The sequence below is a fragment of the Salinifilum ghardaiensis genome (assembly GCF_054491345.1).
Genome location: NZ_CM137101.1, coordinates 452,816 through 476,941 on the forward strand (window position 1 = coordinate 452,816; position 24,126 = coordinate 476,941).

At 73.6% G+C, this 24,126-nt stretch carries 23 protein-coding genes; 14 read left to right on the forward strand and 9 right to left on the reverse strand.

Annotated elements, in window-relative coordinates:
* Window positions 1-559: 559 nt before the first annotated feature.
* Complete coding sequence (locus tag ACVGV0_RS02030) at window positions 560-1,060, reverse strand: MoaD/ThiS family protein (protein WP_459158144.1); 501 nt, start codon at window positions 1,058-1,060, stop codon at window positions 560-562.
* A 4-nt stretch (window positions 1,061-1,064) separates the two neighbouring features.
* Entirely contained in the window at window positions 1,065-2,123 is a 1,059-nt protein-coding gene (gene moaA / locus ACVGV0_RS02035; protein WP_459158145.1) for a GTP 3',8-cyclase MoaA, read from the reverse strand.
* A 138-nt stretch (window positions 2,124-2,261) separates the two neighbouring features.
* On the opposite strand from moaA, the gene ACVGV0_RS02040 reads away from it, so the two are divergent.
* From ACVGV0_RS02040 to ACVGV0_RS02070, 7 genes are all read left to right on the forward strand, one after another.
* Window positions 2,262-2,654, forward strand: a complete 393-nt coding sequence (locus ACVGV0_RS02040; RefSeq protein ID WP_459158146.1) for a TOBE domain-containing protein — start codon at window positions 2,262-2,264, stop codon at window positions 2,652-2,654.
* Window positions 2,651-3,433, forward strand: a complete 783-nt coding sequence (modA, locus tag ACVGV0_RS02045; protein WP_459158147.1) for a molybdate ABC transporter substrate-binding protein — start codon at window positions 2,651-2,653, stop codon at window positions 3,431-3,433. Before ACVGV0_RS02040 ends, modA begins: the two co-directional genes overlap by 4 nt.
* Before the next feature lie 13 nt (window positions 3,434-3,446).
* Window positions 3,447-4,262 (forward strand): ABC transporter permease, encoded by an 816-nt coding sequence (locus ACVGV0_RS02050; RefSeq protein ID WP_459159893.1) that lies wholly within the window; start codon window positions 3,447-3,449, stop codon window positions 4,260-4,262.
* Complete coding sequence (locus tag ACVGV0_RS02055) at window positions 4,259-5,359, forward strand: sulfate/molybdate ABC transporter ATP-binding protein (RefSeq protein WP_459158148.1); 1,101 nt, start codon at window positions 4,259-4,261, stop codon at window positions 5,357-5,359. The genes ACVGV0_RS02050 and ACVGV0_RS02055 overlap by 4 nt, the downstream gene beginning before the upstream one ends.
* 22 nt (window positions 5,360-5,381) lie before the next feature.
* Window positions 5,382-6,146: an HAD-IIA family hydrolase gene (locus ACVGV0_RS02060; RefSeq protein ID WP_459159894.1), complete on the forward strand. Its 765-nt coding sequence runs from the start codon at window positions 5,382-5,384 to the stop codon at window positions 6,144-6,146.
* A gap of 30 nt (window positions 6,147-6,176) precedes the next feature.
* On the forward strand, window positions 6,177-6,569 hold the full coding sequence (locus ACVGV0_RS02065) for a YccF domain-containing protein (RefSeq protein WP_459158149.1): 393 nt from the start codon (window positions 6,177-6,179) through the stop codon (window positions 6,567-6,569).
* 185 nt (window positions 6,570-6,754) lie between these two features.
* Window positions 6,755-8,404 (forward strand): AMP-binding protein, encoded by a 1,650-nt coding sequence (locus ACVGV0_RS02070; RefSeq protein WP_459158150.1) that lies wholly within the window; start codon window positions 6,755-6,757, stop codon window positions 8,402-8,404.
* Between the two features lie 231 nt (window positions 8,405-8,635).
* Here the strand turns inward: ACVGV0_RS02070 and ACVGV0_RS02075 are convergent, their stop codons facing one another.
* Window positions 8,636-9,595, reverse strand: coding sequence for a R2-like ligand-binding oxidase (locus ACVGV0_RS02075; RefSeq protein WP_459158151.1), 960 nt, complete (start codon window positions 9,593-9,595; stop codon window positions 8,636-8,638).
* 155 nt (window positions 9,596-9,750) lie between these two features.
* Between ACVGV0_RS02075 and ACVGV0_RS02080 the strand changes: the two genes are divergently transcribed.
* On the forward strand, window positions 9,751-10,422 hold the full coding sequence (locus tag ACVGV0_RS02080; protein ID WP_459158152.1) for an HAD family hydrolase: 672 nt from the start codon (window positions 9,751-9,753) through the stop codon (window positions 10,420-10,422).
* A 258-nt stretch (window positions 10,423-10,680) separates the two neighbouring features.
* Window positions 10,681-11,079 carry a cold-shock protein gene (locus ACVGV0_RS02085; protein ID WP_459158153.1) on the forward strand — a complete coding sequence of 133 codons (399 nt, stop codon included), beginning with the start codon at window positions 10,681-10,683 and terminating at the stop codon, window positions 11,077-11,079.
* A 196-nt stretch (window positions 11,080-11,275) separates the two neighbouring features.
* On the opposite strand, the gene ACVGV0_RS02090 is transcribed toward ACVGV0_RS02085, so the two are convergent.
* Both ACVGV0_RS02090 and ACVGV0_RS02095 read right to left on the reverse strand, forming a co-directional pair.
* Window positions 11,276-11,749 carry a DUF2771 family protein gene (locus tag ACVGV0_RS02090; protein ID WP_459158154.1) on the reverse strand — a complete coding sequence of 158 codons (474 nt, stop codon included), beginning with the start codon at window positions 11,747-11,749 and terminating at the stop codon, window positions 11,276-11,278.
* A 106-nt stretch (window positions 11,750-11,855) separates the two neighbouring features.
* Window positions 11,856-12,527 carry a glutaminyl-peptide cyclotransferase gene (locus ACVGV0_RS02095; RefSeq protein WP_459158155.1) on the reverse strand — a complete coding sequence of 224 codons (672 nt, stop codon included), beginning with the start codon at window positions 12,525-12,527 and terminating at the stop codon, window positions 11,856-11,858.
* A gap of 270 nt (window positions 12,528-12,797) precedes the next feature.
* On the opposite strand from ACVGV0_RS02095, the gene ACVGV0_RS02100 reads away from it, so the two are divergent.
* Both ACVGV0_RS02100 and ACVGV0_RS02105 read left to right on the forward strand, forming a co-directional pair.
* Entirely contained in the window at window positions 12,798-13,637 is an 840-nt protein-coding gene (locus tag ACVGV0_RS02100) for a DUF3027 domain-containing protein (RefSeq protein ID WP_459158156.1), read from the forward strand.
* Window positions 13,634-16,633 carry a sacsin N-terminal ATP-binding-like domain-containing protein gene (locus ACVGV0_RS02105; protein WP_459158157.1) on the forward strand — a complete coding sequence of 1,000 codons (3,000 nt, stop codon included), beginning with the start codon at window positions 13,634-13,636 and terminating at the stop codon, window positions 16,631-16,633. The genes ACVGV0_RS02100 and ACVGV0_RS02105 overlap by 4 nt, the downstream gene beginning before the upstream one ends.
* A 259-nt stretch (window positions 16,634-16,892) precedes the next feature.
* Here the strand turns inward: ACVGV0_RS02105 and ACVGV0_RS02110 are convergent, their stop codons facing one another.
* From ACVGV0_RS02110 to ACVGV0_RS02120, 3 genes are all read right to left on the reverse strand, one after another.
* Entirely contained in the window at window positions 16,893-17,747 is an 855-nt protein-coding gene (locus ACVGV0_RS02110) for an aldo/keto reductase (protein WP_459158158.1), read from the reverse strand.
* A 64-nt stretch (window positions 17,748-17,811) separates the two neighbouring features.
* Window positions 17,812-18,615 (reverse strand): ESX secretion-associated protein EspG, encoded by an 804-nt coding sequence (locus ACVGV0_RS02115; RefSeq protein ID WP_459158159.1) that lies wholly within the window; start codon window positions 18,613-18,615, stop codon window positions 17,812-17,814.
* A gap of 394 nt (window positions 18,616-19,009) precedes the next feature.
* Window positions 19,010-19,318, reverse strand: a complete 309-nt coding sequence (locus ACVGV0_RS02120; RefSeq protein ID WP_459158160.1) for a DUF2530 domain-containing protein — start codon at window positions 19,316-19,318, stop codon at window positions 19,010-19,012.
* Window positions 19,319-19,493: 175 nt separating this feature from the next.
* Here ACVGV0_RS02120 and ACVGV0_RS02125 point away from each other — a divergent pair, with 175 nt between their 5' ends.
* The 3 genes from ACVGV0_RS02125 to ACVGV0_RS02135 all read left to right on the forward strand — a co-directional run bounded on the left by ACVGV0_RS02125 (window position 19,494) and on the right by ACVGV0_RS02135 (window position 22,792).
* Complete coding sequence (locus ACVGV0_RS02125; protein WP_459158161.1) at window positions 19,494-20,960, forward strand: NCS2 family permease; 1,467 nt, start codon at window positions 19,494-19,496, stop codon at window positions 20,958-20,960.
* Window positions 20,961-21,083: 123 nt separating this feature from the next.
* Window positions 21,084-21,518: a MarR family winged helix-turn-helix transcriptional regulator gene (locus ACVGV0_RS02130; protein WP_459158162.1), complete on the forward strand. Its 435-nt coding sequence runs from the start codon at window positions 21,084-21,086 to the stop codon at window positions 21,516-21,518.
* Entirely contained in the window at window positions 21,515-22,792 is a 1,278-nt protein-coding gene (locus ACVGV0_RS02135) for an MFS transporter (protein ID WP_459158163.1), read from the forward strand. The genes ACVGV0_RS02130 and ACVGV0_RS02135 overlap by 4 nt, the downstream gene beginning before the upstream one ends.
* A gap of 468 nt (window positions 22,793-23,260) precedes the next feature.
* On the opposite strand, the gene ACVGV0_RS02140 is transcribed toward ACVGV0_RS02135, so the two are convergent.
* On the reverse strand, window positions 23,261-23,887 hold the full coding sequence (locus ACVGV0_RS02140) for a superoxide dismutase (RefSeq protein WP_459158164.1): 627 nt from the start codon (window positions 23,885-23,887) through the stop codon (window positions 23,261-23,263).
* Between the last annotated feature and the right edge of the window lie 239 nt (window positions 23,888-24,126).

Below are 24,126 nucleotides of genomic sequence, written 5' to 3' on the forward strand. Positions count from 1 at the left end.
GCTCTCTGGAACGAGTCCAGAGAGGAGTCGGGCGGGTGCGGGCTGCGGATGCCGCGTGTGCCCACCGTGGACGCGGGACGGCCCTGCGCATCCGCTCGCGCACGAGCGCGCACGCGCTGAGCACCACGTGCCCACGCACACGCGTCGGGCGCCTGGTGCCCCGGGACCTCCGCGCGTGCGCACCGCTCGCAGCGCGCACGCGCTTCCGGCTGCGGCGGGGCCGATGCGCCCGCAGCGCTCGCGTGCTCGCACGAGCGCCTCCGACTGCGCCGAGGCCGATGCGCCGCGGCGCTCTACACGCCCACGCGCGCGCACGCGCGCGCCTGCGCGAGAGGCACACTGTGACCCGTGGGTGTGGACACCGCGGTGGCCGGCCGTGCTCCTGCGCATCGCGACCAGCCGTCATCGGCTCCGCCGAGCCCCCGCGGCCGCGAGCAGCGCTCGCGTCCAACCCGGACCGCTGCGGCCGCGATCAGCAACCGATCCGCAGCCGTGGTCGGCCACCGAACCACCGAGTCGCGACCGATCACCGGCAGCCACCGGAGCGCCGCAGCCGCGATCAGCCTCCGGCGAACGGCGGCAGCACGTCCAGCACGGACCCCTCCGGCACCGGTGCCGCGCGGTCGCGGGTGCTCACCTCGTCGAGCAGGAAGCTGCACGCCGCGAGGACGCGTTCCAGCTCGCTGCCGTGGCGCTCGGCGATCGCGGAGAGCACGTCGGCCACGCAGGCCCGCGCAGCGGGAATCGGGACGTCCTCCTCGGCCACGCCGCCCGCTGCCGCGCGCGCTCCGGCGAAGTACCGCACGCGCGCGGTGGTGGTCTCCGCCGCGGGCGGTGCCGACGACCGCAGGGCCCCGTCCCGCAGGGCTCCCTCCTGCTCGGCCCCGTCCTGCGGAGCCCCCTCCGGCAGAGCCCCCTCCGGCAGAGCCCCGTCCTGCGGAGCCCCCTCCGGCAGATCCACGTCCTGGAGGGATCCCTCCGGCTGGGCCCCCTCCGGTCGGGGCCCAGCAGAACGCGCCCCCTCCGGTCGGGCCTCCTCCGGCTGCGCCGCGGTCGTCAACGCCTCATCCTCCGATCGAGCTCATCGGCCGGTCCGGCTGGGCGAAGCCCGGCTCGTCGACGCCGTGCCCGGCCTTCTTCGCCCACATCGTCCGCTGCCAGAGCCGGATGATCTCCTCGTCGTCCGCGCCGCCGCGCAGCGCGGCCCGCAGGTCCGTCTCCTCGGTGGAGAACAGGCACGAGCGCAGCTGCCCGTCGGCGGTCAGCCGCGTGCGGTCGCAGGTGGAGCAGAACGGGCGGGTCACCGAACCGATCACGCCGACCGTGCCGGGGCCGCCGTCGACGAGCCAGCGCTCCGCGGGGGCCGAGCCGCGTTCGGCGGAGTCGGGCGTGAGCGCGAACCGCTCGCCGAGGCGCTGCAGGATCTCGTCCGCGGTGACCATCGCGTCGCGGTCCCACTCGTGCTGGGCGTCCAGCGGCATCTGCTCGATGAAGCGCAGCTCGTAGCCGTGCTCGAGGCAGTACTCCAGCAGGTCGCAGGTCTCGTGCTCGTTGATGCCGCGCATGAGCACCGCGTTGACCTTCACCGGTTCGAGCCCCATGCGCTTGGCCGCGCGCAGACCGTCGAGCACGTCGTCGAAGCGGTCGCGGCGCGTGAGCCGTTTGAACACGTCGCGGTCGAGCGTGTCGAGGGAGACGTTGACCCGGTCGAGCCCGCCGCGCACGAGCGCTTCGGCGTGCGCGCCCAGGTTGATCCCGTTGGTCGTCAGGGCCGTCTTGGGGTGCCCGGGCAGCGCCGAGGTGGCGGTGATGATGTCCACGAGGTCCTGGCGCAGCAGCGGTTCCCCGCCGGTGAAGCGGACCGTGTCGACGCCGAGCCGCTCCACGGCGATGCGGATGAGGCGCATCATCTCGTCGGTGTCGAGCATCTCCGAGCGCTTCATCCACGGCAGCCCCTCGGCGGGCATGCAGTAGGTGCACCGCAGGTTGCACTTGTCGATCAGCGACACCCGCAGGTCGGTGGCGACGCGGCCGAACCGGTCGACGAGGTAGGGGGTGTCCGGGCGCGCGGAGGTGTCGATCGCCTGGCTCACGGCCGGAATGCCCAAGTTCACGCTCACCATTCGAGCCTAACGCCGCTGGCAATGCCCGGATCAGCTCGTGCTCAGCGGACCGCACTCCACGCGGCCGTTCGGAGCAATCCGCGGATGCGTGGAAAAACCCCTGTTCTTCCCGCGTATGCGGAAGTATCCTCGGAGTTCATGCCGCAATTCCGGATCGCAGAGGCCGCCGAGCTGTTGGGGGTCAGCGATGACACGGTCCGCCGATGGGCCGAAGGCGGTCATCTGGCCGTCGAGCGCGATTCCGCCGGTCGGCTGATGGTCGACGGCGCGGAGCTCGCCGCGTTCGCGCGGGAGCAGGCCAGGAGCGCCCCCGACCCCTCGGCCGTGGGGCGTTCGGCGCGCAACCGGTGGGTCGGCCTGGTCACCGAGGTGCGGTCCGACGCGGTGATGTCCCAAGTCGAGATGCAGTGCGGACCGCACCGGGTGGTCTCCCTGATGAGCACCGAGGCCGTCGAGGAGCTCGGGCTGGTGCCCGGGGCGCGCGCGGTCGCGGTCGTCAAGTCCACGAACGTGGTGGTGGAAACGCCGTGAACCGATCGGAGGGGATCCGCCCGCCCGCGCGCACCGGTGCGCTGGTCACCGCCCTGCTGGCCGTGCTGGGCCTGCTGGCCGGCGGATGCGCGGCGCACTCGGGCGAGCGCACGCTCACCGTGCTCGCCGCGGCCTCGTTGACCGAGTCGTTCGACGAGCTCGGCGAGCGGTTCGAGCAGCAGCACCCGGGGGTGCGGGTGCGGTTCGACTACCAGGGTTCGTCCACGTTGGCCGAGCAGATCCGCCAGGGCAGGCAGGCCGACGTGTTCGCCTCCGCCGACCGCGGGAACATGGGCAAGGTCGCCAGGACCGGCTCGGTCGCGGGCGAGCCCGCGACCTTCGCGACGAACCGCCTGGTCATCGCCGTGCCGAAGGACAACCCGGCGGGGATCACCTCGCTGGACGACCTCGCCCGCCCCGGCCCGGCGGTCGTCACCTGCGCCCCCGAAGTGCCGTGCGGTGCGGCGACGCAGCGCGCCGCCGAGATCGCCGGCACCCGGCTGCAGCCGGACAGCGAGGAGAACGACGTCAAGTCGGTGCTGCGCAAGGTGCAGAGCGGAGCGGCCGACGCCGGGCTGGTCTACGTCACCGACGCGCGCAGCGCCGGCGAGGACGTGCGGGCGATCGACTTCCCCGCGGCCCGGGGAGCGCTCAACGAGTACCCGATCGCCGCGCTGGAGGGCGCCGCGCAGCCGCAGCTGGCCTCCGCGTTCCTCGACTTCGTGCGCGGCCGCGGCGGCCGGGAGGTGCTCACCGAGCACGGGTTCGGCGCGCCGTGAGGGGGTGGTGGTGATCGCGGCCGCAGGTCGGCGCACGCCCCGCGGCGGCCCCGCGTCCGTCCCCGGCGCGCTGTGGCCGCCCGCCGCGCTGGCGCTGGCGCTGATCGCGCTGCCCGTGGCCGGGCTGCTCACCCGCGTGTCCCCGGCCGAGCTGCCGGAGCTGCTGCTGTCCGCGTCGGCCGTGGACGCGCTGCGGCTGTCGCTGCTCACGGCCGCCGCGTCCACCGCGCTGTCGGTGGTGCTCGGCGTGCCGCTGGCCGTGGTGCTCGCGCGCTCGCGCCTGCGCGGGATGCGGGTGCTGCGCGCGGTGGTGCTGCTGCCGCTGGTGCTGCCGCCGGTGGTCGGCGGGCTCGCGCTGCTGTACCTGCTGGGGCGCACCGGACCGCTCGGCGGGCTGCTCGACGCGGCGGGCGTGCAGCTGCCGTACAGCACGGCGGCCGTGGTGCTGGCGCAGACGTTCGTGGCGATGCCGTTCCTCGTGGTGGGGCTGGAAGGGGCCCTGCGCACCGCGGGTGGGCGGTACGAGCGGGTCGCGGCCACGCTCGGCGCGGGACCGTGGCCGGCGTTCCACCGGGTGACGCTGCCGCTGCTGCTGCCCGCCCTCGGGTCGAGCCTGGTGCTCACGTTCGCCCGCGCGCTGGGCGAGTTCGGCGCGACGATCACGTTCGCCGGCAGCCTGCAGGGCAGCACCCGCACCCTGCCGCTGGCGATCTACACCGAGGCGCAGACGGACGTGGACGCGGCCGTGGCGATGTCGTTGCTGCTGGTGGTGGTGGCTCTGGTGGTGATCGTGGTGGCACGTCCCCGGTCGGTCGCGGGGCGGTCATGAGCGGGCGGGACGGCCTGTCCGCGGACGTCCGGGTCAGCCGGGAGGCCTTCGAGCTGCGCACCCGGTTGCGGGTGCCCGCGGACGAGGTGCTCGGCGTGCTCGGGCCGAACGGCGCGGGGAAGTCGACGCTGCTGTCGGTGCTCGCCGGCCTGCTGGCGCCCGACGAGGGTTCGGTGCTCGTGGACGGGCGGACCTGGGTGGACACCGGAGGCGGCCGGAACCTGCCCACGCACCGGCGCGGCGTGGGGCTGCTGGCGCAGGAACCGCTGCTGTTCCCCCACCTCACCGCCGAGGACAACGTGGCGTTCGGCCCCCGCGTCCGCGGTGCGCGCCGGGCGCGGGCGCGCCACCGGGCCCGCGCGTGGCTGTCCGAGGTGGACGCGGGCGATCTCGCGCGGCACCGGCCGGCCGCGCTGTCCGGCGGGCAGGCGCAGCGGGTGGCCCTGGCCCGCGCGCTGGCGGCCGAACCGGGCCTGCTGCTGCTGGACGAGCCGCTGGCCGCGCTGGACGTGGACGCCGCTCCCGCGATGCGCTCCCTGCTGCACCGGGTGCTGCGGCAGCGCGCGCAGCCGAGCGTGCTCGTCACGCACGACGTGCTGGACGCGGTGGTGCTCGCCGATCGGATCGCCGTGCTCGTCGACGGCCGCGTCGTCGAGCAGGGCCCCACGCGGCAGGTGCTGGCGCGGCCCACCGACGAGTTCACCGCGCGGCTGGCCGGGGTGAACCTCGTGCCCGGTCCGGTGCGCCGCGCGGGCGTGCAGTTCGGACCGACCTCGCTGCGCGGCCAGCTCGGCGAACCGCTCGGTGCCGCCGAGCGGGCGGTGGCCGTGTTCGCGCCCAGCGCGGTGGCGGTGCACCGCCACCGGCCGGAGGGCAGCCCGCGCAACGCCGTCCAGGTGCGGGTGGCGGCGCTGGAGCCGCGCGGCGACGTGGTGCGGGTGCGGGCGCGCGCCGAGGGGCGCGCCCTGGCCGCGGACGTCACGCCGGCGGCGGTGGCCGAGCTGGGGCTGGTGCCGGAGGAGCGGGTGTGGTTCGCGATCAAGGCGACCGAAGTGGCCATCCACCCCGTGTCCGGTGGATCATGCGGGCGTGACTGATACACCGCGATGGACCTACCTGATGGACATGGACGGCGTGCTCGTCCACGAGCAGAACCCGGTGCCCGGGGCGGAGCGCTTCCTCACCGCGCTGCGCGAGCGCGGCATCCCGTTCATGGTGTTCACGAACAACTCGATCTACACCCCGCGCGACCTGCGGGCGCGCCTGCTCGGCGGCGGTCTGGACATCCCCGAGGAGGCGATCTGGACCTCGGCGCTGGCCACGGCGCAGTTCCTCGACAAGCAGCGCCCCGGCGGTTCGGCCTACGTCGTCGGCGAGTCCGGGCTGACCACCGCGCTGCACGACATCGGCTACATCCTCACCGACCGGGATCCGGACTACGTCGTCATCGGCGAGACCCGAACCTACAGCTTCGAGGCGATCACCCGCGCGATCCGCCAGGTCGAGGGGGGTGCCCGGTTCATCGCCACGAACCCGGACGAGAAGGGGCCCAGCCCGGAGGGCACGCTGCCCGCGACCGGTGCGGTGGCCGCGCTCATCGAGCGGGTGACCGGTCGCAGCCCGTACTACATCGGTAAGCCCAACCCGCTGATGATGCGCTCGGCGCTGCGGGCGCTGGGGGCGCACTCGGAGCACACGCTCATGATCGGCGACCGGATGGACACCGACGTGCGCTCCGGGTTGGAATCGGGGTTGCAGACGATCCTCGTGCTGTCCGGGCTCTCCCACGAGAGCACCGCCGAGAAGTTCCCGTACCGGCCGACGAAGGTGCTCGGCTCGGTGGCCGACCTCGTCGACCACGTCGACGACCCGTTCGCCGTGTGACCCGTTCGCCGTGTGAGAGGAGGCGCTGGGATGCGTCTGCTGCTGAACCTGATCTGGCTGGTGTTCGGCGGGCTGTGGCTCGCCCTCGGGTACGGCCTGGCCGGGATCCTGCTGTGCGTGACGATCATCGGGATCCCGCTGGGGATCGCGGCGTTCCGGATGACCGCGTTCACCCTGTGGCCCTTCGGCAAGCGCCTGGTCGACGACCCGGACGCGGGGGCCATGTCGGCCGTGGGCAACGTCGTCTGGTTCGTCCTCGCCGGGTGGTGGTTGGCGCTCGGGCACATCGCCACCGGTGTCCTCATGTGCGTGACGATCATCGGGATCCCGCTGGGGATCGCGAACTTCAAGCTCGTCCCGGTGTCGCTGCTGCCGCTGGGCAAGCGGATCGTCGACAGCGACTCGCCCTACTCGTTCCGGTGAGCTCCGCCGGCCGGCGGCCGCGGTCCTCCCGCGCCGCGCCGCGCGCACCTCTTTCGCCCGCCCCGGCCAGCGTGCAGGATGTCCGCATCGGCCCCGGAGCGGGTCGGCGAGGTGCGGTGGTGCCGCGCCGGGCCGCCGGGGCCGCGGCACACGCCCGGTTCACGTCTTGTCGGGAGGGCGTCGGGATGGAGAGCACGCGAACGGGAGCGGCGCCGGCCGAGCAGGGCCCGCCCAGCTACGCGTCCGGCACGTCGGGCACGCCGCTGCTCGGGGACACGATCGGCGCCGACCTGGACCGGACGGTGGCGTCGTTCCCCGAGCGGGACGCGCTGGTCGAGCGCTCGACCGGGCGGCGCTGGACGTACCGGGAGTTCCTCGCGGACGTGGAGGCGCTCGCGGCGGGGCTGCTCGACGCGGGCATCGAGGTCGGCGACCGCGTCGGCATCTGGGCGCCGAACCGCGCCGAGTGGACGCTCGTGCAGTATGCGACCGCGAAGATCGGCGCGATCCTGGTCAACATCAACCCCGCCTACCGCACGCACGAGCTGGAGTACGTGCTCGGGCAGGCGGGCATCCGCGTGGTGGTCTCCGCGCGGAGCTTCAAGAGCTCCGACTACGCGGCCATGCTCGGCGAGGTGCGCGACCGCTGCGCGGAGCTGGAGCGGGTGGTGTTCCTCGACACCGAGGAGTGGGAACGCCTGGCGGCGGGTACCGACGTGCACGCGGTGCGTCGGCGGCAGGCGCAGCTGTCGGCCGACGACCCGATCAACATCCAGTACACGTCCGGCACGACGGGCTTCCCGAAGGGCGCGACGCTGTCGCACCACAACATCCTCAACAACGGCTTCTTCGTCGGCGAGCTGTGCCGCTACACCGAGCAGGACCGGGTGTGCATCCCGGTGCCCTTCTACCACTGCTTCGGCATGGTGATGGGCAACCTGGCGTGCACGAGCCACGGCGCGGCGATGGTGATCCCGGGCGAGGCGTTCGAACCGGCCGCGGCCCTGTCCGCGGTGCAGGCGGAGCGCTGCACGTCGCTGTACGGGGTGCCGACGATGTTCATCGCCGAGCTGGACCTGCCGGACTTCGACTCGTACGACCTGAGCTCGCTGCGCACCGGCATCATGGCGGGTTCGCCGTGCCCGGTGGAGGTGATGAAGCAGGTCATCGACCGGATGGGCATGTCCGAGGTGTCGATCTGCTACGGCATGACCGAGACCTCGCCGGTGTCCACGCAGACCCGCCCCGACGACTCGGTCGACCGGCGCGTGTCCACCGTGGGCAGGGTCGGCCCGCACCTGGAGGTCAAGGTCGTCGACCCGGAGACGGGCCGCACGCTGCCGCGCGGTTCGGCGGGCGAGCTGTGCACGCGCGGGTACTCGGTGATGCTGGGCTACTGGCGGCAACCGGAGCGCACCGCCGAGGTGATCGACTCGGCGCGTTGGATGCACACCGGCGATCTGGCGGTGATGGACGAGCACGGCTACGTCGGCATCACCGGCCGGATCAAGGACATGGTCATCCGCGGCGGGGAGAACATCTACCCCCGCGAGATCGAGGAGTTCCTCCACACGCACCCGGACGTCGTGGACGCGCAGGTCGTCGGCGTGCCGGACGAGCGCTACGGCGAGGAGCTCATGGCCTGGCTGCGGCTGCGCGAGGGCGCGGAGGAGCTCACGGCGCAGGGCCTGCGCGAGTTCTGCAGCGGCCACCTGGCGCACTACAAGATCCCGAAGTACGTGCACGTGGTCGACGAGTTCCCGATGACCGTCACGGGCAAGATCCGCAAGGTGGAGATGCGCGAGGAGGCCAAGAAGCTGCTCGGCCTGGATTGACTCGACCTGGAGGCTCCCGGCCCCGGCGGCTGCTCGGGGGCGACCCCGGCCTCCCGGGAACTTGCCGAGATGGCACCTCCGCGTGAACCGCGTCCTGGAAGGGCGTGGCTGACCTGGGGTTTGGACATTTCTCGCGAAAGTGCACCAGGCGGTGCTTGACAGCGTGCCGCGAGGCGGAGCTCGGCCGGCCCCGCGTCGCCGGAGCGCTCATCGGCTGGTCCGGCTCGGCGGCTAGTCCAGCTTGGCGAGTTCGGCGGCGTCCTCCGCGCCGAACTGCTCCTCCAACCGCTCCGGCGCGGCGTCCACGTCGATGCGTGCCAGCGGCATGCCGCGCGCGCTGGAGATCGCGCCGAGGCGGCGCCCGGCGCGGTCGGAGGCGTAGTTGACGAGCTCGTCGTTGTCCAGGGCGAACGGAGGTTCGGCGGGGGCGTCGTCGGGCCGCCACTGGATCTGGGTGACGGCGTGCTGCAGCAGCCGGTCCATCTCCTCCTGGATGTGGTCCCACATCGCGTCGTCGGCGGCCACGTGCCGGCGGCAGGTGAACGTCCCCCAGGCCATGTGGCGGCGCTCGTCATCCCCGATGCGGCGGATGACCTCCTGCATCCCGGGCAGGATGCCGCGGCTGCGGCAGATCTTGTTCCACGAGTAGTACCCGGTCAGCGCCAGCGTCCCCTCGACCACGTGGTTGTAGGTCACCGAGGCGCGGACCTGGTTGCGCGGGCTCGGGTCGTGGTGCAGGGCGTGCAGCGCCTCCGGAAGCTCCTCGTAGAAGATCGCGCGGTACCCGGGGTTCTCCGCGACGAGCGGGTGCATGTCCTCGGTCAGCCCGACCGCGTCCATCCACAGCCGGAAGACCTGCGTGTGCTTGGCCTCCTCGAAGCAGAACTGGCTCAGGTACATCTCGTCGCCGAAGCGGCCCTCGGCGGCCATCGCGGCCATGAACGGCTGCAGGTCCTGGGTGACGGCCTCCTCGCCGGCGATGAACTGCGCGCACAGCCCGGCCACGCTCTGCCGCTCCTCCTCGGTGAGCGCGGCCAGGTCCTCGGCGTCCTGGCTGAAGTCGATGTCGGCCGGGTTCCAGAACTTCGCGTTGCCCTTGCCGAACAGGCGCAGCGGCAGCGAGTCCCAGTTGAGCCCGCCGGCGGCCAGGGAGTGGAAACCTTCGCGGTGCGCGGGGTGCGTGGCGCTCATGGCGGACTCCAACCCGGTGCGTGGGTGACGTGTGCAACGATTTTCGGCACGGATCAGTTTCGCGTCAACATCGGTGACCCCGTCGTGGTCGCGGTGCGCCGGTGCTGCCGGATCCACTGCGCCGGCCGATCCGCGGACTCACTAGGCTCGGTCGGGTGCGCGCCGCCCCGATACCCGCCCGCCCGACCGTCGGCTTCGACCTCGACATGACGCTCATCGACCCGCGCCGCGGCATCCGCCGCGCCTACGACCGGGTGGGCGAGGAGCGCGGCGTCCCCCTCGACGGGCGCTACTTCGCCGACAACCTCGGCCCGCCCAGCGAGCGGATGCTGCGCGACCACGGCGTCGACGAGGCGCTCGTCGACGACCTGGCCCGGCACTACCGCGAGATCTACCCGGAGACCGTCGTCGCCGTGACCGACCCGATGCCCGGCGCCGCCGCGGCCGTGGCGCAGGTGCGCGCGCTCGGCGGCCGCGTGCTCGTGGTCACCGGCAAGTGGACGTCGAACGCGCAGCGGCACCTGGACCACCTGGGGTGGGAGGTCGACCGGCTCGCCGGGGACGTCTTCGCCGCGGCCAAGGGCGAGGTCCTGCGCGCGGAGGGCGCCGCCGTCTACGTGGGTGATCACCCGGGTGACGTCGAGGGCGCCCGGGCCGCCGGTGCGCTGGCCGTCGCCGTGGCCACCGGGCCGCACTCCGCCGCGGAGCTCGCCGAGCACGGCGCCGACGTGGTCTTCGACGACCTCGCCGCCTTCGCGCCGTGGCTGGCCTCGGTGGCCGGCCAGGCCGGCGGCGTTGCCGCGGGTGAGGAGGTGCGCGGCGGGTAGCCGCCGACGCCGCTGCGGCCCGCCGCGTTCCGGGCGGGACGAATCGGCCGGTCGGTGAGGCTGGGGAGGTGCCTCGGTCGCGGGGTAGGCTTGGAGTGACGCGTCCCGGCGCGCCCGTATCGAGCGGCGTCACGGGGCGCTTTCGTTCGTGCCGGGCGGGTCGCCGCGGCGGTGGCCGGCACGGCGCGCAGACCAGGAAGACGACACTCGAGCACCCGGGCCGTGGCCGGGGGCAGGCGACAGGGAACGGTGAGGACAGTGCCGACCGGCAGGGTCAAGTGGTTCGACGCGGACAAGGGCTTCGGCTTCCTGACCCAGGACGGCGGGGAGGACGTGTACGTGCGTACCTCGGCGCTGCCGTCCGGAGTGGACACGCTCAAAACCGGGCAGCGCGTCAGCTTCGACATGGCCCAGGGGCGCCGCGGCCCGCAGGCGCTGCGGGTGGAGCTGCAGGACCCGCCGCCGTCGGTGGTGGAGGCGCGCCGTCGTCCCGCCGATGAGCTGCACGGCATGGTCGAGGACATGATCAAGCTGCTCGAGGCCCGCGTGCTGCCCGACCTGCAGCGCGGCAAGTACCCGGACAAGAAGTCGGCCAAGCGCGTCGGCGAGGTCGTCCGCGCCGTGGCGCGGGAGCTCGACCCGGGCGGCACCGACTGACCCCGGTGCGGGCCTCCCGCCCGCTGGGGCTGCCGGGCTCGCTGGAGTTCCCGGCCCGCTGGGCTGCTGCGGGCCCGCTGGGCTGCCGGGCTCGCGGGGCTGCCGGGCGGTCTCCCCGCCGGCGGCCGGGAAGCCTCGCGAGCGCCCGCCGAGCACTGCCCGGCCGGTCGGGCCGCGGCCGGTGCTGCCGGAGCGCTCACCGGGTGGCGTCGACCACCCAGGCCCCGCCGATGACGAAGTTCACGCCGCCCTCGGCTCCCGGGGCGAGGACGGCGGAGTAGCGCTGCACCTCCACGTGCTCCAGCTGCGCCGCGCCGGGAGGCAGGCGCAGGGTGTAGGCGTGCCGCTCACCGGGGGCGAACACCGGGGAGCGCTGGTCCACCTCCGCGCCGTCGGTGCCGCGGTAGACGAACGCGACCTGCCACGGCGCCTCCGCCACCTCCTGGGGCACGGAGATCTGCACCGGCTCGCCCGGTGGGACGCGCAGCTGCTCGGCCGCCTCCGGGTCGGAGGAGCAGTCCCCGCCCCGCGGCTCGCAGTGCTGCGTCGGCGCCGCAGCGACCGACTCGCCGTGCGAGTAGAAGGTGACCTCGGGTTTCCCGGGTGCTCCGCACCCGGCGGCCAGGACGACGACGGCGGTCGCCAGCAGTGGTTTCCATCCGCGATGCACGGTCGTCGAGCCTAAGCTATGCGGCGCGGGCCGTCCGGATCAGGGACGGCGCGGCGCGTCCGCCGGGCCGTCCGCGGGAGGTCCCGGGAGCCGGCCGCCGCGCGGACTACTCGGGCACGAACCGGACCCGGAACAGGTGCGGCCAGTTCTTGCCGGTGAGCAGGTACTCGTCGGTGCCGGGGACCTTCGCGATCCCGTTGAGCACGTCGGCCCGGGCGCGTTCGGCCCGCGTGAGCAGGCCGGTGGCGTCGACGACGGCCGTGACGGCGCCGGTGCCCGGGTCGATGCGCACGAGGTGGTCGCTGTGCCAGAGGTTGGCCCACACCTGGTCGCCCACGCACTCCAGCTCGTTGATCTGCGTGACCGCGCGCCCGTCCAGGTGCACGCGCACGCTCCCGCGCGGCTCGTACGTCGCTGGATCGTGAAAGTCCAGCTGCGCGCTGCCGTCGCTGGAGATGAGCCTGCGGCCGTCGGAGCACAGCCCCCAGCCCTCGCCGTCGTAGGGGACCCGTCGCAGCTCATCCAGGGTGTCGGCCGAGCGCACGAGGGCGACCTCTTCCTGCCAGGTCAGCTGCCAGATACGGTCGTCGACGACGGTCATCCCCTCGCCGAACAGGTCCGCGGGCAACCGCCTCTCGGAGCGCACGCGCCCGGTCGCCGGGTCGAGCGCCCGCAGCGCGGAGCCGCCGTAGGTACCGGTGCTCTCGTAGAGGGTCCCGTCGTGGAGTTCCAGACCTTGGGTGAACGAGGAGCGGTCGTGCGGGAGCGTGGCGGTCACTTCCGCTCGGAGGCGTGGGACGCTTTGCGTGTGCCGCACGCCCTGATCGGTTTGCTCGTCCTCACGGTGGCTGTCGTCCTGCGGTGGTACGTGCGTCGTGCACGCCGCGGGGAGCAGGCAGCACGCCAGCAACATGGTTCGCACGAGCGCCGACCGCATGGCAGCAGCCTGGCACAGGAGCCCGCCGCGTCACACGGGACGGTGGGGACGCACGCGGTGGAACGCTGCCGATGGGGCACAATCGGTGCCGTGACCCCTATGCCTGCTCCGATGACCAGTCCAGATGCGGTGACCCCGAACGCGGACGGCGGGCAGCCGGAGTCGAGCGCGGAGCTCACCGCCGCGGTCGAGGTTGCCCGGGCGGCGGCCGTCGACGAGGCCCGCCCGGCGGACGGCGCGATCCGGTCCCCCGTGCTGACCCAGGCCGCGGACGGGACGAACCCGGTGGGCGAGCACGTCGGGGCGCGCACCGAGGACGCCCACTCCGCCACGCACTACTTCGAGGCGCACTACCCGGGTTACGTGGGCTGGCGTTGGGCCGTGACCGTGGCGAGCGCCGGACCCGGCGAACCCGTCACCGTCAGCGAGGTCGTCCTGCTGCCCGGTCCGGACGCCCTGGTCGCGCCGGACTGGGTGCCGTGGAGCGAGCGGGTGCGGCCGGAGGACTTCGGCGCGGGCGACCTGCTGCCGACCCCGGACGACGACCCGCGGTTGTCCCCGGGCTACCTGGCCGGCGAGGACCCGGAGGAGCAGGCCCTCATCGACGAGGTCGGCCTCGGCCGCAGCCGGGTGCTCAGCCCCGAGGGCCGCACCTTCGCCGCCGAGCGGTGGCGGGGCGAGCGCGGCCCGGAGGCGGAGATGGCCCGCTTGGCGCCGGGGACCTGCGCCACCTGCGGGTTCTTCGTCAAGCTCGCCGGCTCGATGGGCGCGGCCTTCGGCGTCTGCGCCAACGGGTCGGCACCGGCCGACGGGCAAGTGGTGCACGTGGAGTACGGCTGCGGGGCGCACTCCGAGGCGGAGGTGGACACCTCCTCCTCGGTGCCGGTGGCCGAGGTCGTCTACGACGACACCACGTTGGACTTCGAATCGCGGGACCCGGAGGACGGGTGAGCTCCGGCGGGTCCGCCGACGGGACCGACCCGTTCGACACGGCCGGTCTGCGGCGGGCCGTGCTGGAGGCCTGGGAGTCCTCCCCGACGCGCTTCCGCGAGGACGCCAACGCCGAGGAGGACCTGCGCCTCGGCGGGTACCGGGAGCGGCTGTTCGTCGAGCTCGCGCAGAACGCCGCCGACGCGGCCGCCGCCGCGGAGCGCCCGGGTGCGCTGCGCGTCGAGTTCGAGCAGGGCCTGCTGCGGGTGGCCAACACCGGCGTCCCGCTGACGGCCGACGGCGTGGCAGCGCTCGCTTCGCTGCGCGCCTCGGCCAAGCGCACCGGCACCGAGATCGGCCGGTTCGGGGTGGGTTTCGCCGCGGTGCTGTCGGTCTCCGACGAGCCCGCCGTGGTCTCCACCACGGGTGGTGTCGCGTTCTCCGCCGAGCGCACGCGGGCCGAGGCCGCGCGGCTGCCCGGCCCGGACGAGGAGCTGCAGCGCAGGCAGGGCGCCGTTCCGGTGCTGCGGCTGGCCTGGCCCGCTGACGAGCGCCCGCCCGAGGGGTTCGCCACCGAGGTGCGCCTGCCCCTGCGGTCCGATGTGGACGTCGAGGAGCTGCGGACGGCCCTGGTCGAGCAGGTCGCCGACCTGCTGCTGGCGCTGCCCGCCCTGCGGGAGGTCCGCTGCGGCGAGCGGGTGTGGCACCGCGAGGACGTCGGTGCCGACGGCGTCGTGGTGCACGGGCCGGAGGGCGCCGACCGCTGGTTGGTGCACCGCGAGTCCGGTGCGCACTCCGAGTCCGCCGTGTCCGAGCTCGGTGCGGAGGCGCGGCACGCCGCGCGGTGGCGCGTGTGCTGGGCCGTTCCCGTGGACGACGGCGGCGCGGTGCTGCCGCTGTCCACCGACGTGCTGCACGCGCCCACCCCGACCGAGGAGCGCCTGTCGCTGCCCGCGCGGCTGCTGGCCTCCGTGCCGCTGGAGGCGGACCGGCGCCGCGTGGTCAGCTCCACCGCGGCGAACGCGGTGCTCGCGCACGCCGCCGAGTGCTACCCGGAGCTGCTGCGGAAGCTCGCCCCGGAGCAGCGCCCCGCGCTCGTCCCGCTGCCCGACTTCCCGCTGTCCGATGTGGATGACCGGCTGCGGCAGGCGGTGTGGGACCGGTTGCGGGTGACCGACTGGCTCGTCACCGCCGGCGGCGCCGCCGTCGCGCCTTGCCGGGCGAAGGTGCTGGACACGCCCTCCGAGGAGCTGGTGGAGGCGCTGCGCGGCGTGCTCGACGGCCTGCTGCGCGCCGACTTCTCCGAGGCGCGGCACCGCCGCGCCCTGCACGCCGTCGAAGTGCCGCGCCTGACCGCGGGCGACGTCGTCGCCGCCGTGTCCGACCTGCAGCGCGAGCCCACCTGGTGGTACGGCCTCTACGCCGCGCTCGAACCGGTGGAGCGCACCGATCCGCACGCGCGGGAGGACCTCGCCTCGCTGCCGGTGCCGCTCATCGACGGGCGCACCGTGCGCGGCGTGCGGGACGTGCTGCTGGCCGACCACGACGATCCGGAGATCGCCCGACTGCTGTCCGAATTGGACATCTCCGGGCTGCGGATCGCCCACGTCGACGCGGTGCACCCGCTGCTGACGCGCCTCGGCGCGAGTTCCGTGGACTCGGCGGAACTGCTCGACGCGCCCGCGCTCGTGGACGCGGTGGAGAGCAGCGTCGCCGACGCCCGCTCCGGTGTGGACACCGCACCGCTGGCCCAGGCCGTGCTGCGGCTGGCCTCGCTGGCGCGGGAGCGCCCGTGGATGGGGGCGCTGGCCCTGCCCGACCGGGACGGCGAGTTCCGCCGCGCGGACGAGCTGCTGCTGCCGGACGCGGAGCTGCTGCCGGTGCTCGACGCGGACGTGGTCGGGCCGGAGGCGGCGCTGGGCGTGCTCGACGCGGACGTCGCCGCCGAGTGGCCGCGGGAGCTGCTGCGCTCGATCGGTGTGCTGGACACGTTCTCGGTGCACGTCGAGGAGGAGCCGACCGAACCGGACGAGGACTTCCCCGACAGCGGCGAGTGGTGGCGGCAGTGCTCGGCCAGCGCGGAGACGTGGCCGCCGGCGCGGTTCGTCGGCATCCGCGACCTGGACCTGGTCGCCGCGGACGCCTGGCCGCGTGCGTTGCGCCTGCTCACCTCCTCCCCGGAGACCGCGCACGCGCTGCGCGAACCGAACAACCACGCGGCCTGGTGGATCGCGCGCTACGCGGTGCTCGGCGGGCGCGCGCCGCGCTTCTGGCGGCTGCCGGAGGCCACCGAGCTGACCGGGCTGTACGACCCGGTCCCGGACGTGGGGCTGAGCGCGGAGCAGCTGCGCCTGGCCGGGGTGCGCACCCGGCTGCGGGTGGTCGACACCGCCGATGCGGCGGACCTGCTGCAGCGCCTCGGCGACCCCGAGCGCACCGTGCGCGCGGGCACGGGCCTGCGCGCGCACCAGGCGCTGGCGGACGCGGTCGCGCGCGGTGCGGTCGAGCCGGAGGAGCTCACCCCGCCGGAGGCGGTGCGCTCGGTGTCCGGGGCGACGGCGCCGGCGCAGCGGGCGGTGGTGCTCGACGAGCCGTGGATGACGGGCGTGCTGGAGCCCCCGCTGGTGGTGGCCGGCGGCAGCCCGGACCGCTTCGACGCGGACGCGCTGGCGGAGCTGCTCGACCTGCCGCTGGCCTCGGAGGAGGACGGGCACGCCGTCGTCGGTGAGGGCTCCCCGCAGGTGTGGCGCGAGGTGGCGCGGGTCGAGGCGGCTTGCGAGCTGCTCGGGCTGGCCGTCCCGGAGGGGGAGGTGCTGCTGCACGACAAGTTGACCGTGCGCGGCTCCGAGCGGGACTGGCGCGTGCACTGGTGGGTGGACGACCGCGACCGGGTGCACGCGGAGCGGACGGCCGACGGACTGGCCCGCGCGTTGAGCTGGGTCGCCGGGTGCTGGCACGAGCGCTTCGCCCTCGCCGCCCTGCTCGCCGATCCGGAAGCCCCCACCCTGCTGCGGTGAGCCCGGCGGGGTGTTGCCGCGCGCCGCGGGGTGGATCACCGCGCACGTGCTCCCCGGGTGGACGGGCCGAGCGCCCGCGGCGCTCGCGGGGCCGGACCGGCGGTGGTGCGCCCGTCAGCGCCGAGGACGTCGAAGCCATCGCACGCCGCGTCGTGCACGAGGAGCTCGACGGCAGCACGTGAACCCCGACCGCCCGGCGGCCGAGTTCGTCCGCGGCAGCTGCGGCCGGGCGCTGGGAGCAGCAGCCCGGTGCCGCGGTTCACTCCTCGTCGATGCGCTCCTTCGGGAACACGAAGGTGTGCGGATCGGGGCCGACGCGGCCGTCCGGCCGGTCGAGCTGCTCGATCGCCCGCATCTCGTCCTCGCCGAGGCGGAAGTCGAACACGTCGAAGTTCTCCCGGATGCGGCTCGGCGTGACCGACTTGGGGATGACGACGACGCCCAGCTGCAGGTGCCAGCGCAGCACCACCTGGCTCACCGTCTTGCCGTGCGCCTCGGCGATCTCGCCCAGCACCGGGTCGTCCAGCACCGCGCCCTGGCCGAGCGGCCCCCACGCCTGCGTGGTGATGCCGCGCGCGACGTGCTCCCGGCGCAGCTCGGCCTGCTGGAAGTACGGGTGCAGTTCGACCTGGTTGATCGCGGGCGTCACCCCGGTCTCGTCGACGACCCGGCCGAGCTGCTCGGGGGTGAAGTTGGAGACGCCGATCGACCGCAGCCGCCCGTCGCCGCGCAGTTCGGACAGCGCGCGCCACGAGGCGGTGTAGCCTCCGCCGGCCTCGACGGGGAAGTGGACGAGGTACAGGTCGACGTGGTCGAGCCCGAGCCGCTCGAAGCTGCGCCCGAAGGCCTCCGCCGCGTCCCGGGCGCCGTGGTCCTCGGTGGGGTTGAGGTACTTGGTCGTGACGTGGACGGACCCGCCCGCCGCGCGGACGGCCTCGCCGACCTGCCGCTCGTTGCGGTAGGCCGCCGCCGTGTCCACGTGCCGGTACCCGGCCTGCAGGGCGGTGGTCACCGCCTGAGCGGTCTCGGCCGGGTCGATCTGGTACACGCCGAACCCCAGCTGCGGGATCAGCGCGCCGTCGTTGAGCTCGATGTCGGGAACCGGATCGGTCACCTCGGTGCGCTCCTCGTCTGCGCGTCGGTTCGTCCGGCTCGGCGCGCCGCTCGGCACGAGCCGGTCACCAGGCGTTCTCCTCGCGGACCTCGGCGACGATGTCGCCGAGCACCCGCTTGACCGTGCCCGCGTCGCAGCCCGCGACGAGCCGTTGGCCGCTGCCGTTGTACACGGCGACGCGGCCCTGTTCCAGGTCGAGGATGCGCAGTGTCTGGTCGCCGCGCACCTCGCGCCGTTCCCAGCCGAACACGGTCGCGCCGAGTTCGCCCGCTCCGAGCTTCGGGGTGTCCAGCAGGCGCACGGCCTTGCGGTAGTCGACGAGGTTGACGCCGTGGCGGCGCAGCCCGTGCTCCACGGCCCGCGGATCCTCCGCGGCCCCCTGCCGGGTGACCTCCTCGTGCGCGGAGCGCACCTTCTGCAGGTTCAGCTGGATCGGGCGGATGCGCATCGCCGGGTGCTGCGGCAGCAGCGAGATGAGGGCCGGAACGGCATCGCCGGGGCGGACGGGGTGGACGGTGACGCGTCCGCGCCGGACGACGGTGCGGGTGCCGCCGGTGCTGGTCTCCGAGACGCAGGCGCGCAGCTCGTCGCCCTGCTGGGCGGTGAACCGCAGGTCGTACTCGACACCGCACTCGCGGTAGGAGCGCAGCAGTTCGAACGCGCCGTCCTCGACGCGGCCGCCCGGCCGGAGCAGGCCCCGTTCGCGGCAGCGCTGCTCGGCGGCGCGGAGCTCGGCGGTGATGTCGCCGGTGTCGACGTTCGGCGGGTCCTGCCGGTTGTAGGCGGCGACGGTGGGGATCCGCGTGCTCCCCGCCCTGCCGGTGAGCACGGCGAATTCCAGGACGTCGAGGTCGAGTTGCGCTGCCACCGCTGCTCCGCGTGTCTCGGGTGCCGGGTGCGTCCCGGTCGTCGGGCACGCCCCGGGTTCTCGGGCCGTCCCAGGTTAGCGCGCCCGGTCCGGGTGCGGCGCGGGTTCCGCCCGGCCGGCGGGCACCGCCGATGGTCCGGTTGCTCAGGTGGCGCTTCGACACTGCCGCGTCGAAAGGAAGGCCATCGCGACTACCCCGCAACGGCAGGCGTCAGTGACATAACAAACTACTACTGGGGGCCGCGCGGATTGGCGGTCACGTGCTCGACCGCGCCGGCCCGTCAGGCGGGCGGCGCAGCCGCTTCATCGCCACGTGCGCGGAGCGCCCCGCCGCGGGAGGTTCCTCCCAGCTACCCCCATCCACCCGCCCTCAACGGCCGATCCGCGGACTCCCCTAGTCGTCGAGACCGGTGAGCCCCTGCCACGCGCCGCGGACCCCGCGGTTCGCCGCGGAGCGCTGCCAGCGGAAGATGGTGTAGCCGACACCGCCGAGCGCGGTCCCGACGAGGCAGGTCCAGAACGGCACGCCGAGGCTCCCCTCGGACCAGCCGAGCAGCGCGAAGTAGACCACCCCGGCCAGCCACACGACCGTCCCGATCAGCACGATCGGCCGCGGGTCGACGAGCCGCTGCGGCAGCCGGGGGGCCTTCCGGTGGTCCTGCCCCGTCGCCGCCGGGGTGGGTGCTGCGCGCTGTTCCGCCACACCCGCAGGTTACTCCGGGCGGGGCGGTGCCTTCGCGGACGTCCGGGGTGTGGCGCGTGTCGCGATCAGCCGTTTGCGATGCTTACCGCCCGGTTCCGCTGGCCGCTCCTCGGCGCGCCGCCGGCTCGTGCGCTGCGCGGGGCCGCCGAACGCACACCGATGGGAAAGGTGACCGTTGAGTACGACTGGAACGTCCGGCACGTCGCGTCTGGACCGCTACTTCCGGGTCTCCGAACGCGGTTCCAGCATCGCGCGGGAGATGCGCGGCGGGCTCGTCACGTTCGTCGCCGTCGCCTACATCATCGTGCTCAACCCGCTCATCCTCGGCAGCCACTCGGCGGAGGACCCGGGCGCGAACACCGACGTGCTCGGCAACATCCTGCCGGTGCCGCAGGTCGCGGCGGCCACGGCGCTGGTGGCGGGGGTGATGACCCTGCTGTTCGGGGTGATCGCGAACTACCCGTTCGCCTTCGCCGCGGGGCTGGGGATCAACACGCTGCTGGCCACGAGCATCGCCAGCCAGGTGACCTGGCCGGAGGCGATGGGCCTGGTCGTGGTCGACGGGATCGTCATCCTCCTGCTGGTGGCCACGGGGTTCCGCACCGCCGTGTTCAACGCGATCCCGACCGAGCTGAAGACGGCGATCGCGGTCGGCATCGGCTTCTTCATCACCTTCGTCGGCCTGGTGGACGCGGGCTTCGTCCGCCGCATCCCGGACGCGGCGGGCACGGACGTGCCGGTGCAGCTGGGCATCGGCGGGTCGATCGCGTCCTGGCCGACGGCGCTGTTCGTCTTCGGCCTGGTGCTCACCGGCGTGCTCGTGGCGCGCAAGGTGCGCGGCGGGATCCTCATCGGCGTGCTGGTCACCACCGCGCTGTCCATCGGGGTGGAGGCGATCGCGCACGCGGGGGCGGCCAGCGGCGCCAACCCGTACGGGTGGAGCCTCGGTGCCCCGGAGCTGCCGGAGCAGGTCATCGGCATGCCGGACCTGTCGCTGCTGGGCGACATCTCGTTCGGCGCGTGGACCCGGCTGCCCGCGCTGGCCGCGGCGATGCTCGTGTTCACCCTGGTGTGCGCGAACTTCTTCGACGCGATGGGCACCATGACCGGCCTCGGGAAGGAGGCCGGGCTGGCCGATGAGAGCGGCAAGCTGCCCGGCATCGGCAAGGCCCTGGCCGTCGAGGGCGTCGGCGCGGTCGCGGGCGGCGCCGGTTCGGCGAGCTCGAACTCGGTCTTCGTCGAATCCGCCTCGGGCATCGCCGACGGGGCCCGCACCGGGTTGGCGAACGTGGTCACCGGCCTGCTGTTCCTGGTCGCCATGTTCTTCACGCCGCTGTACGAGGTGATCCCGGTGGAGGCGGCTGCCCCGGCGCTGGTCGTGGTGGGTGCGATGATGATCGCGCAGATCCGCCAGATCGACCTGGGCGACTTCACCATCGCGCTGCCGGCGTTCCTGACGATCGCGGTCATGCCGTTCACCTACTCGATCGCCAACGGCATCGGAGCCGGGTTCGTCAGCTACGTGCTGCTGCGCGTCGCCGCGGGCCGGCCGCGCGAGGTGCACCCGCTGATGTGGGTGGTCTCGGCGGCGTTCGTGCTGTACTTCGTGGCCGAACCGGTCAGCAGCGCGTTGGGCGCGTGAGCGGGGCGGCGCGCCGCCGGGTGTGGCGCGTGGCACGCTCCTCCGGAGGCGGGATCCGCTGTGGTGCGACAATCCTGCGATCAAAACGCCCGTTTCCGACATATGGTTTGGTAGACTAACGACGTGTCCGAGACCGCCCAGCGCGAGCAGACCCTCGCGAGTCGCCTCCGCCTGTCCACGGTCCGCCTGAACAGGCGGCTGCGTGCGCAGAGCGCCGACTCCACCATCACCCTCTCCCAGTTGTCGGCCCTGTTCGCCCTCGTCAAGGGCGGGGCCATGACGCCCGGGGAGCTGGCCGCCAAAGAAGGCGTGCAACCGCCGTCCATGACCCGCGTCATCGCCGCGCTCGAGGACCTGGGGCTCGTCATGCGCCGCGCCCACCCCAGCGACGGCCGCCAGGCCATCGTCGAGGTCACCGAGGCCGGGCACGCCCGCGCCGACGAGGAGGTCACCGTGCGCGAGCGCTGGCTGGACTCGCGGCTCGCCGAGCTCACCGACGAGGAGCGGGAGGTCCTGATGCAGGCGACCGGGATCATCAACCGCATCGCCGGGAGTTGAGCGCCTGCTCCTCGACCCCGCGCGAGGGGGAGGACGCGCCCGCTTCCCGCGGCGGCGTGTTCCGCTCGCTGCGGGAGCGCAACTACCGCTACTACGCCGCGGGCCAGGTCGTCTCGCTGACCGGCACGTGGATGCAGCGGGCCGCGCAGGACTGGCTCGTGCTGGAGCTCTCCGGCGGCAGCCCGGCCGCGCTCGGCGTGGCCGTGGCGCTGCAGTTCCTGCCCACCCTGGTGCTGACGCTGTGGGCCGGCGGCATCGCCGACCGCTTCGACAAGCGCAGCCTGCTCGTGGCCACGCAGAGCGCCATGGGGCTGTGCGGGGTGCTGCTCGGCCTGCTCGACCTCGGCGGCGCGGCCGAGCTGTGGCACGTCTACGCGCTGGCGGGGCTGCTCGGGTGCTTCGCCGCGGTGGACACGCCGGTGCGGCAGTCCTTCGTCGTGGAGATGGTGGGGCGGGAGCAGCTCGCCAACGCGGTCGCGCTGAACTCGATGACGTTCAACCTCGCGCGCGTGGTCGGTCCGGCCCTGGCGGGCGTGCTCATCACCGTCGTCGGCACCGGCTGGGTGTTCCTCGCGAACGGGATCAGCTCGGCCGCGGTCGTCGGCGGCCTGCTGCTGATGACCCCCGCCGAGCTGCGCCGGACACCGCCGGCCCCGGCCGAGCGGGGTCGCGTGCGGGCCGGGTTGCGCTACGTGCGGCGCCGGCCCGACCTCCTCGTCGTGCTGGCGCTGGTGTTCTGCGTCGGCACGTTCGGGATGAACTTCGAGAACTCCTTCGCCGTCATCGCGCGGAACCTGTTCGACCGCGACGCCGACTCCTACGGGTTGCTGGTCACGATGCTCGCCGTCGGCACCCTGGCCGGCGCGACCGCGGCCGCGCGGCGCGGCGAGGGGCCGCGGCTGCGCACGCTGGTCGTCGCGGCGGTGGCCTTCGGCGCGCTGGAGACCACAGCTGCGCTGATGCCGACCTACGCGACGTTCGCGGTCGCGCTGGTGCCGTTGGGCGTGGCGCTGCTGCTGTTCACCACGAGCGCGAACGCCACCGTGCAGCTGGGGGTGGAGCCGGAGGTGCGCGGCCGGGTGATGGGCCTGTACATGCTGCTGTTCCTCGGTGGCAAGCCGCTCGGCGGGCTGACCTCGGGGTGGTTGCAGGAGGTGCTCGGTGCGCGCTCGCCGATCCTGCTGGGCGGGCTGGTCACGCTGGTCTGCGCGCTCCTCGGCTGGATCGCGCTGATGCGGATCGCGCGCACCCCATTGCCAAAGTCGGCAGGTTAGGCTAACCTAATACATGTCCGCTTCGTGGTGGGAGCGGCAGTCAGTTCGGGAACTGGTCGATCCCCGGTCCCGGTGTTCGCGCCGGGGCCGGGGATCGGTCGCGTTCGGGGGCGTTGCGCAGGCTTCCGCGGGTTGCTCCGCGTGCGAGGACCCGCTGCTGCGGCGGACGTTCCGACGTGACGAAGCACTGCCGGGCGGCCGTCGCGCTCGGGCGGGGGCCGCAGCGGAACCGGGGCCGGCTCCTGGGGAGGAACCGGCCCCGGTCACGACGGTGGGCTTGTCGGAGCACTCACCGCCGGGCTCGTGCGCTCGGTGATCGCGCGTGGCTGCCCGGTGTCGGGGACCCCGGAGCGAGGTCTCGCCGGAGGTTCCGCTGCCGGATCCGCCGCCAGCCGATCCGCGGGATCCCGTTCTGCTGCCCCCTCCGCCGTGCGCGGGGTCCAGAACGGGCTCCGCGATCACCAGCGATCACTCGGGCAGCCGCAGGCCGTTGTAGCCGGCGCGCGCGTCGGCGAAGCGGCGGGCGACCTCCTCCCAGTTGACGACGTTCCACAGGTGCTTGATGTAGTCCGCCTTCACGTTGCGGTACTGCAGGTAGTAGGCGTGCTCCCACACGTCGAACACGAGCAGCGGCGTCGTCGTGATCACCAGGTTCGAGTGGTGGTCCTTCAGCTGCTGGGTGATGAGCCGCTGGCCGACCGGGTCCCAGGCGAGCATGCCCCAGCCGTTGCCCTGGATGGTCGTGGAGACGGCCTCCATCTGGGCGCGGAACTGGTCGAAGGAGCCGAAGTGCTCGTCGATGGCGTCGGCGAGATCGCCGGTGGGCTTGTCCCCGCCGTCCGGGCTGAGGATCTTCCACCAGATCTTGTGCAGGGAGTGGCCCGCGAGGTTGAACGCCAGCGTCGTCTCCAGGCCGACGATGGAGGAGTAGTCCCCCTGCTCACGCGCTTCCTGGATGCGCTCGATCGTGTCGTTGGCGCCCTTGACGTAGGTCGCGTGGTGCTTGCTGTGGTGCAGTTCGTTGATCTCGCCCGAGATCGCCGGCTCCAGCGCGGCGTAGTCGTAGTCCAGATCCGGCAGGACGTACTGCGGCATGGAGTCCTCCAATCGACTGTCGCCATCATGGCGCTGTTGCAAAAAGATGGCAACTACATCGTGCCAAACGAGGTGTTGCTCTCACCCGGCGATCTCGGAACTGCCGGTTGTTCCCGCGCTGCGCTGGGTAAATGCTGATCCGGGGGTGGTTCGGGCCCGTTGACCGGCGCATCCCTCTTCGGCAGGATCGGCGTGGTCCGCTCGGCGGGGGAAGTCCGGTGCGAACCCGGCGCTGACCC